Origin of the sequence: Rhodobium orientis, assembly GCF_003258835.1 — a bacterium.
Classification (GTDB): domain Bacteria; phylum Pseudomonadota; class Alphaproteobacteria; order Rhizobiales; family Rhodobiaceae; genus Rhodobium; species Rhodobium orientis.
Genome location: NZ_NPEV01000157.1, coordinates 1 through 276, shown reverse-complemented (window position 1 = coordinate 276; position 276 = coordinate 1). Strand labels below are relative to the sequence as shown.

1 protein-coding gene is annotated in these 276 nt (G+C 40.9%); it reads left to right on the top strand.

Annotated features, from left to right (window positions below; translation table 11 throughout):
- Positions 1-261, top strand: a 261-nt coding sequence (locus tag CH339_RS25635) for a polysaccharide deacetylase family protein (protein WP_497847420.1), incomplete at its 5' end; no start/stop codon positions are given.
- Between the last annotated feature and the right edge of the window lie 15 nt (positions 262-276).

Sequence of the window (276 nt, the reverse complement as noted above, 5' to 3'; positions counted from 1 at the left end):
GTGCTGAAAAAGAACGGATTTATTTATTGGGACTGGAATATTGACAGCCTGGACTGGAAATACAGAAGCCAAAAATTCGTTCCGGAAGTCATGAACCAGCTGAATATCCTGGAAAAGCGGCAGACAAAACAGCCGATCGTGATCCTGATGCACGATATTCCTTCAACGGTTCAATCATTGCCGTTATTGCTGACAAATTTAAAAAACATGGGGTATTCATTTGCAACACTTGATGAATCCATGACACCCGTTCATGAATAACATCCATTGTCTGAT